The sequence below is a fragment of the Nocardia amamiensis genome, assembly GCF_015477605.1.
GTDB lineage: Bacteria > Actinomycetota > Actinomycetes > Mycobacteriales > Mycobacteriaceae > Nocardia > Nocardia amamiensis_A.
This window is the reverse complement of sequence record NZ_JADLQX010000066.1, coordinates 1-8117: the sequence shown is the minus strand read 5'-3', so window position 1 is coordinate 8117 and position 8117 is coordinate 1. Positions and strand designations below refer to the sequence as shown.

6 protein-coding genes are annotated in these 8117 nt (G+C 66.8%); 1 reads left to right on the top strand and 5 read right to left on the bottom strand.

What is annotated here, in order from left to right; translation table 11 throughout:
• Positions 1–420: 420 nt before the first annotated feature.
• The 4 genes from IU459_RS35845 to IU459_RS35830 form a co-directional block, all read right to left on the bottom strand.
• Positions 421–1374 (bottom strand): tyrosine-type recombinase/integrase, encoded by a 954-nt coding sequence (locus IU459_RS35845; RefSeq protein ID WP_195134038.1) that lies wholly within the window; start codon positions 1372–1374, stop codon positions 421–423.
• A gap of 355 nt (positions 1375–1729) precedes the next feature.
• The gene (locus IU459_RS35840; protein WP_195134037.1) at positions 1730–2617 is read right to left on the bottom strand and encodes a hypothetical protein; all 888 of its coding nucleotides are present in this window, start codon (positions 2615–2617) and stop codon (positions 1730–1732) included.
• 68 nt (positions 2618–2685) lie between these two features.
• Positions 2686–2817 carry a hypothetical protein gene (locus IU459_RS39490; protein ID WP_267469938.1) on the bottom strand — a complete coding sequence of 44 codons (132 nt, stop codon included), beginning with the start codon at positions 2815–2817 and terminating at the stop codon, positions 2686–2688.
• A gap of 741 nt (positions 2818–3558) precedes the next feature.
• Positions 3559–4050 carry a hypothetical protein gene (locus IU459_RS35830; protein WP_195134036.1) on the bottom strand — a complete coding sequence of 164 codons (492 nt, stop codon included), beginning with the start codon at positions 4048–4050 and terminating at the stop codon, positions 3559–3561.
• Positions 4051–4154: 104 nt separating this feature from the next.
• Between IU459_RS35830 and IU459_RS35825 the strand changes: the two genes are divergently transcribed.
• Positions 4155–4493, top strand: coding sequence for a hypothetical protein (locus IU459_RS35825; protein WP_195134035.1), 339 nt, complete (start codon positions 4155–4157; stop codon positions 4491–4493).
• Positions 4494–4863: 370 nt separating this feature from the next.
• Here IU459_RS35825 and IU459_RS35820 read toward each other — a convergent pair whose 3' ends face one another.
• Positions 4864–7929: a Tn3 family transposase gene (locus IU459_RS35820; RefSeq protein ID WP_195134034.1), complete on the bottom strand. Its 3066-nt coding sequence runs from the start codon at positions 7927–7929 to the stop codon at positions 4864–4866.
• Positions 7930–8117: the final 188 nt, after the last annotated feature.

Here is an 8117-nt window from a genome sequence, read left to right as displayed (position 1 = left end):
CACGGCCTTGATCGCCGCCCACTCGGTGGCGTAGTCCTCACGGTGATCGACAACCAACCGCACGGCCTTCGCGCGGGTCGCTGCATCGTACTTCGCTGGCATGATCTGCCCATCCTCTCCAGGAAAGAGGTGGGCACGAAACACGGGGCGATTCAAAGAAGCTCTGCTGATCCGAGTTCGGCAGTGTTGTTGGCGTATTCGACCAGTGGTTGTGGACGTTGTCGCGTAGGTTGACCGTCGGTGTCGGCTGGGCTCCCGAAGCTGACCCACGGGGCAATGTAGCGAGCTATCTGTCGCTAGTGCGTTGACCATGAACGTTTACCGGGCGGGTGACACGCCGTCGGAAATCCGGCGGTGTGTGGGGTGCAGCCAAGGTAGACCCAAAAGCCGCCATAGCGTGAGTTTCCGCAGGTAGGGGCTTCAGCTTCGGCGGCGTGGGCTGGATAGTGTCTCGGTGGCCTGGTGGACGGCGGCGAGGCCGGGTTTGACGTAGCGCTGCACCGACCGCAGGGATTTGTGGCCGGTCTTGGCCATGATGACGTTGGCGGAGACGTTGGCCTCGCCGAGATGGGTGGCCGAGGAGTGGCGGAGTTGGTGCAGGCGTAGCCCGTTGCCGTACTGGGCGAGCAGGATGCGGGCGCGGTCGTAGCCGAGCCGGGCGCGGCCGGTCTGTGGGCAGAGGTCGCGCGGGTCGGTGGTGGCGCGGCGATGCGGTCCGGGCCGGTGTTCGGACAGGAACAGCGGGCCGCGTTCGCGGCCGGCGATCAGGCGAGGCAGCAGAAGCGCGGTGTCGGTGCCCCACGTGATCCACATGATGTCGCCGCCCTTGGCGGTGATCTTGGCCTGCTTGTTGGGCAGGTCCAGGTCCTCGATGTTCAACGCGAGCACAGCGCCGGCGCGGCTGGCGGACTCATACAGCATCCGCCATAGTGTCTTCTCCCGCAGCGGCACGTCCCGGCGGCGGCAGAGCCGGTCGATGCGGGAGCGCGGCACGGCCTTGGTGTCGTCGTTGTTCTCGTGCTGCCGCTCCATTGTCGCTGGCAGTGCCGGGGCTGCCCAGTTCTTCTTGTCGGCGCACCAGACCAGCCAGGAGCCGACTGCGGGGCGGTTGCGGTTCCAGGTCGCCGGCTTCGCGTCGCCCCACAGTTCGGTGAGCGCGTCGCCGACCTCTACGTCGGCTACCTCGGCCAAGGCGCGGTCGGCCTCGAGCTGATCGGCGGTGCGGTCGAGCACGCCCGCGTACGCGCGCAGGGTGTTCGGGTTGCCCTTGATCTTCGAGGAGTCGAGGAATGCGTCGATGGCAGCGCGCACGGTCGGCCCGCCAGCTGTCTCGGTCTCGCGCCGGATTTCCAGCTTGGTTACGGTTGCTGCCATCACCACACCGGCCCCGATCGACCTACCGGATAACGTGCACGAGTCACACGGTCAGTCGGTCGACATCCGTGCTGGTCGTTGCCTGCTCTTGTCGGTCACCCTACCGGATAACGGACTGTTATCCGGTAACTCATCCATCGGCGATGTGAGCCGATTCGGGAGTCACCTCCACGGGCCGGGGCGGTCCTTGGACGACCCCTTCGCCCCGATGAACGCGCCGTAATAGCCGATTACCGTGCCGTCTGCAGCGTTTCGGGCCCCTCCCATGCGGCGGATCGGCGCTGACGCGCAATCGCCGCAGACATCGGCGTATGGACGTGCCTCATTCAGGCTAGTCGAGGCGAGCCAGCGCGACCTACCCGCCGCCGAGCTGGACGTACTCCGCACGCAGCGCGCCATGCTGCTTCGTGGTGACGAACCCGCTGAACACCATGAGAGGAACCACCGGTTCACGGTCCGCGCCGGACCGCACGATGTACGGCCGGCCGGCGTACGGGTTCGGCACGCCGCGGACGGGCGTGCGGTACTCCCACCGGCCTCCGCGGATCCGCCGGACGACCTCGCCGAAGTACCACACTGCACCGTCGAGGAACGCCGGGTCCGGCGGCAGGTAGAGCTCCGCGGCGCTCGGCACGTGCCGGGCGAGCAGTGCCTCCAGGTCGTCGAGCGACTCCGGGCCGAAGCTCCAGTCCGTCTCGGGTCCGTAGGTCGCCACCCAGGCGGGGAACACCACCTTGCGCTCGGCCGTCCAGCCGGCGATGTGCACCGCGTCGGCATCGTCCATCTCGAACGGGTCGACGCCGGAGGTGTGCTGCTTCTTCGGCGTCCAGCCGGGGTTCGCCGCCCTGTGCCGCGCCGCCGCGTCGGCCCACGCCGCGTACGCGTCGGTGAAGATCCGGCCGGACCGCTCGGTGACAGCACGCTCGACGAGGCGGGCCGGGAACAGCAGCGCGAGTCCGAGGGCCTTGTCCGGGCGGATGAACGGCTCCTCATCACCCCAGCCCCAGCCGCCGCCGGTCAGCCGCAGCAGCGCCTCGCCGAGGTAGCCGGCCGCTCCGTTGAGGAAGGCCCGCTCGCCGGAATCGTCGACATCGTCGGTGCGGAAGAACTCATCGAGGAGCTCCGTCTCAAGCGCCCGCAACGACCCCTCGGTGAAGTCCACCTCGAGGTCCCGGAACTCCAGCGCCATCAGGTTGAGGCTGATCGCGTCCACCCACTCGGTGAGCCGCTCGTTGCGGGCCATCCCGGTCTCCCTCCGTCGCCGACCCTCGCCACGATACGGCCAGTCATCCCGCGCGGCGGTGAACGCGCTCAGCTCACCGTCAGCGGCAGCGTCTGAGCCACCAACCGCTTCGTCCAGGTCACCCCGGTTGCCGTGTCGTCGGCGCCGATCCGGCGGGCCTCGGCGTTCATCGCCGCGACCGTCGCGGCCACGTCGCCCACCCCTGTTCCTGTCCGAATACCGGCCCGGACCGCACCGCCGCGCGACCACCGACCCCGCGACATCTGCCCGCAGACCCACCGGGTCCGGCTCGGCTACGACCGCGCCCGCATCCTGCTCGGCCACTACGGCGACGGCCTCCGCCTGCACCAACTCCGTCACAGCTCGGCCACACAACCTCGGCGACGTCAACGTCTCGGCGAACGTCATCATGGCCAAGACCGGCCACAAGAGCCTGCGCAGCGTCCAGCGCTACGTCAAACCCGGCTTGGCCGCAGCGCACCAGGCCACCGAGGCGATGTCCAGCCACCGACATCGAGGCTGAAGCCCCTACCTGCGGCAGGTCGGCGAGCTGCAGCCCATCGAGCCGCTTGCGCTGCCCGCCGAGCCACCGTTCGGTCGCGTCGTCCCGGATCTCGTCGGCCTGCGGCTGCACGATCCGCACCATGTCTCGACCCTAACGATTACCCGATGGTTCGATGTCCGGCCCAGCCGGATCGAACTGAGCCTCGCGCGCCAGACCGACTGATCTCCGGGAACGACCGCAACTGCTCGTACTGCTCCCGCGAGAACATCTTCTCTGACACCCGATCGCCCTCCGCCACGCCCGAACAAACAGGCACAACGTAACGGAAGTGATCTACCTCGCGGCGCTGCGTTCAGCATCACTACAGCTCAAAGGCATATCCGACCAAAATTTCTTCAGGACTACGGGGACCCCTTCTACGGGTCGCCGCCCGCTGTCAGACCCCGAAAAACTGGGGCGATGTCTCATCCTGCCGGACCAGGATGATGGGCGGAGCAGTGGCCCCGTCCGGCGCTTCGAGCGTGAGCTTGGTGTCGCGCTGGGTCGTCGTGGCCAGGAACTTCAAGAACCTCGTCAACTCGTCGAACTTCGCCGCCGAATCGATCGCCTCGGCGGCGAAACTGAACTCGATCTCCTCGAGGTCGTAGAAGTGACACCAGAGCCAGGCGTCCGCGACGGTGACCCGCAGCGAATACGTCTCCTCGTCCGGGGAGGCGTTCACGCTGAAGATCTTCTCCACGGTGACGTCGTCTGCCGCTGCAGACTGTCCCTCGAACAGCCTGCTCTCCCACTCCGAGGAGGCGAGTTCGGTAAGCAGCGCCCGCCACGTGTCTGCGTCCGTCCCGACGATGTAGATGTCGCGTAGTTCGCTGATCTCGGGATCGAATACGTGGCTTACGTCGGCGTAGTTGAGCTTCTGGTCGGTCACAGGAATCCTGCGAATGTCGGGTTACCGCCACGCAAACTCCATCGAGCGCCTCGTCCGTCCGGCATCGTGAGCTGAAGCACGGTAGTTGTCACATAGGCGGGCCGATGCCTGAGCCGCTGGGCGGGCTCATCTCCGACCTGATCACCCAGCGCCGCAACCTGGGCACCGCCGCCAACCTAACATCGTCCTGGCTGTTCCCCGGCCAGCGACCGAACCAGCCGATCACAACCCGCCGACTACGGGAACGGCTTCGCCGCCTGGGAATCACCAGCGCCAGCCGGGTCGCAGCATTCAACGAACTCCTGCGGGAGATCCCCGCCCCAGTCCTCGCCGATCTCGTCGGCTGCAACCCGAAGTTCGCCGCCGAACGGGCCTCGCTCCTCGCAACCGACTGGGCCAACTGCGCCGCTATCCGAGCACTCCCCGAGCCCGCGCATTCGTGACCACGGGGAGGTATACGAGCACGTCGAATATGGGAGGTCACCAACAATAAATCCTTAGCGCCGGATCGGGCGTATCAACCCTCTACCACGACCCGGACGACAACGCGAGCCTGGCCGACCTCGCCGAGGAATACAGCGTCGGCCGCTCCACCATCCACCGCATCATCAGCGGACCCTCGCCGCGCGTGTAGCCCGTAACCCCACCCATTTGGAACCGGCAAACCGCTATCGCTGCTGGTCAAGCCGTTGTCGTTGTTTTCCGCGCGTCCGGAACCTGGAGACACCGAGACCCCAAGACTCTATTCGTCGTCGGGGAGGGGACTGTCAACCTAACGGCTCTGTCTCAGAAATTGAGACAGAGCCGTTGTATTTACAGTCCCTCGGGGAGGTCGGGATCGCGTAGCGCCCGGCGGGCGGGTCGACCGGGCTCCGGTGGCTGGAAACTGTAGTGCCCATGGACGTTGATGTGTTTGTACCAGTACGGGTGCAGGCGCGCGACGTCCTCGTCATGCACCGGATAGCCTTGCGTGCGTAGCTGATTCAAAGCGTCGTCGAGATACACAGTGTTCCACAGCGCAATGGCGTTGATCGTCAGGCCGAGCGCACCGAGCTGGTCCTCCATCCCGGCGTGATACGCCTCGTGCAACTCGCCTCTGCGGCCGTGGAAGACGTGCTTGGCCAGCCCGTGACGCTCTTCCTGCAGGTTGCGCATCCTTTTGATTCCGCGCCGATACGGTTCGCGGTCGACGTAGGCCAAAACATGGAGGGTCTTGAAAATCCGGCCGAATTGCGCCAGCGCGTCACCGAGCTGGGTGGGGTTGCCACCGTGCTGCAGCATCCGCACGACGTCGGACGCGCTGATCTCACCGCTGTGCACCGACGCGACCACCCGCACGATGTCGGGCCAGTGCCGGGCGATCTTCGCCATGTCGATCTTCCCGCGTGCGGCCCGGTCGAGGCGCCCGTAGTCGGCGGCCGGGTCGATGCGCCACAGCTTCTGGTCGGGCAGATCGGCCAGCTCGGGCCGGTAGGCGACACCGAGGAGCCGCAACAAGCCGAACACCATGTCACTGTAGGAACCGGTGTCGGAAATCAGCACCTGCGGGCGGAGGCCGCCGTCGCGGCGATACATCAGATCGACCGCGTACAACGAGTCCCGCGGGGTGCCCGCCAGCACCATCCCAGCCAGCCCGACACCCTGATCATTGATCATGTTCAGCAGCGTGCTGCCCTTTCTCCGCCCGAAATATTTCGGGTTCGCGCGGGCATCGATGCTGCGGACCGGCACGACGAATCGGGTACCGTCCACCGCGGCGACCAGGCCCCCGCCCCACAATTCGGCGGTGCCGATCCCAGCCTGGGCAGCGATCAGCGCCGCGTTGGCACCCGCGTGGTTCTCAGTGCGCACATAGTTCTGAAAAACGTGCCCGATCCGGGATCGGGTCAGCGCGTCGGCACCCGGCGTCACAACCGGGCCCCAACCAACGTTGAGCGACTGCGCGGTCAGCACCGCAGCAAGGGTGACATCGAAGTTGTCGCTGATCCGGGTGCCGCCAGAGACGTGGGTGTAGGCGGCGCCGAACTGCGGGCACCAGCCCATCACCTCCAGGATCAGCTCGCCGATGTCGACCCGCGGCATCATCGCCTGACATCGCCGCCGCAAATCGATCAGCGACGGCGGCTCCGGGACCGCGGTCAACGCCGCCGCATGCAGCCGGCCGTCGGCGTCGACGCTGATGTCGCCCGCCACAGCCCGCCCGGCCGTGTGCCGCCACATCGCGTCCAGCTCCGCGGCGCACTCGTCGAGCAGCTCGCCGGGATCTTCGAGCAGTTGCAGCGAATTCAGCAGCGAATCACGGCTGTCCGCCCACCGCTGACCGGATAGCAAGAGGGCGCGTGGATCCGCCCACCGCGACGACGCGGCAGCGAAAATATCGCGGCGCCGCAGCCGCTGATGGAACTGATCCAGCACGCAGAACACGTACCCGGCCCGGTCGACGGTGCCTTCGGGGCGGTCGGGCCGCAGCACCACAGGCCCCCAGCCCGAGGTCACCACATCGAGGTCAACCGCGCGGGCGTCCAGGTAGCCGACCGGCACCCGCTTGGTCGAGCCCCGCTCCAACAGCTCTGGTAACGCCCGGACCGCGGCCAGCACGGGCGCGGCGTCCGTGGTGGCGTCGAACTCGATCGTCTCCACCAACAGCCGCAGGAACTTCCGCACGAACGGGTAGCGGTTCATCAGCGCGGTACGCCACTCGCCATCCGGTTCGGCATCCGGCGGCACGACCTCGTTGATATTGGCCACCGCCGCGCGTAACTCGGCCTTGGAGACCACGTTGCCGATGTGGTCCCACAACACACCGATCGTGACGTGCTCGTCCCACTCGGCGGCCTCCAGCAGCACCGACACGGCCCTAACCAGGCGGCTGGCGTCCTTGGTGATCCGCGGGTACCGCTTGAGCGTGTCGTCGCTGGACTGGCGTTGCGCCCGCGCCAGCAACTCGCTGGTCATGATCACGTCGAACAGCTCCAAGGCGTCGTCGACCGCCTTGGCCTCCAGGTAGACGACCGTGGCCAACAGCGTCGCCAGCCGCTTCGAGTACGGCCGGGTGCGGCGCAGGTTGGTCGCGTGCGCCGCCATCCCGCGCCGCGCCAGATCCACCAGCCGCCGTTGTGGCACCATCGCTACATCCACTGTGCCCACACCGATCCCGGCCACCTGCGCCACCCTGCCCAGCGCCGCGACCAGTGCCTTACCCGTCGGGTTCACCGGGCCACGGCGCAACACCTCCAGCGGCGAGAACCGGCGATCGGGCGGCACCTCGATCAAATCCAGCAGCAGCCGCACCTGCAGCGCGGTCAGCGAGTCGGCGAACGCGCCCCACAACCTTGTGTGCGCAGCCCGCACCACCCGGGCGACCAGCCTCTCCAGCTCCCGCGCCGCAGGAAGCAGCACCTGCCGCTGCCGAAGCCAGCCGATCACCCCATCGAAGATCGCCTTCGGGCCGCTGCCAGTGGTCCACGCCCGATGATCGATCCACCTCGTCAACTCCTCTCGCACGCCCGCGAACTCGCGCCAGCCGTCCACCCGACAGATCTCGCGCCGATGCTCCCACTTGGTGTTGACCCGCTCCACATACGACTTCACCGCCGACGGATCAGCGATCCCGAGCTGGCCGGCGAGCTCGTCAAGCACCACCGCAGGCACATCCAGCGGATCGTCGAGGAACGTGCCCAAGAAACGCACAGTGGTGAGTTGAAGTGAAAATCCCAGCCGACTGGCGTCACCACGACGCAAAGCGATCAGCTTGCGGTCCTCATCATCCAGATAGAAGAACCGCTCCAACTCCTCCGTAGAGGGCTCCCCAGCGAAACAGCCGTACACCGCGACCTGCCTCGCGGTCAGAAAACTCGCCTCATCCTCACCCTCGGACACCGACGATCAACCTACGCGCCACACGCCAAGATCACCGCCGAATTCGAGTCAAGCCCCTAATCCTGGATCCGTGGAGTGGGGTTCTGGTTCGTTCGCGCGCCCGGGGGGGCGTGAACGCGCGTGTTTCGGGCATGGGGTAGCCGCTGGTCTGGCCAGCTTTTCCACTGTTGTTCCTGGTTGTAGGGATG

What these genes read in the sequence shown, in the direction of transcription:
- IU459_RS35845 (WP_195134038.1), bottom strand. Translation starts at nt 1,374, where the DNA reads ATGGCAGCAACCGTAACCAAGCTGGAAATCCGGCGCGAGACCGAGACA.
- IU459_RS35825 (WP_195134035.1), top strand. Translation starts at nt 4,155, where the DNA reads ATGCCTGAGCCGCTGGGCGGGCTCATCTCCGACCTGATCACCCAGCGC.
- IU459_RS35840 (WP_195134037.1), bottom strand. Translation starts at nt 2,617, where the DNA reads ATGGCCCGCAACGAGCGGCTCACCGAGTGGGTGGACGCGATCAGCCTC.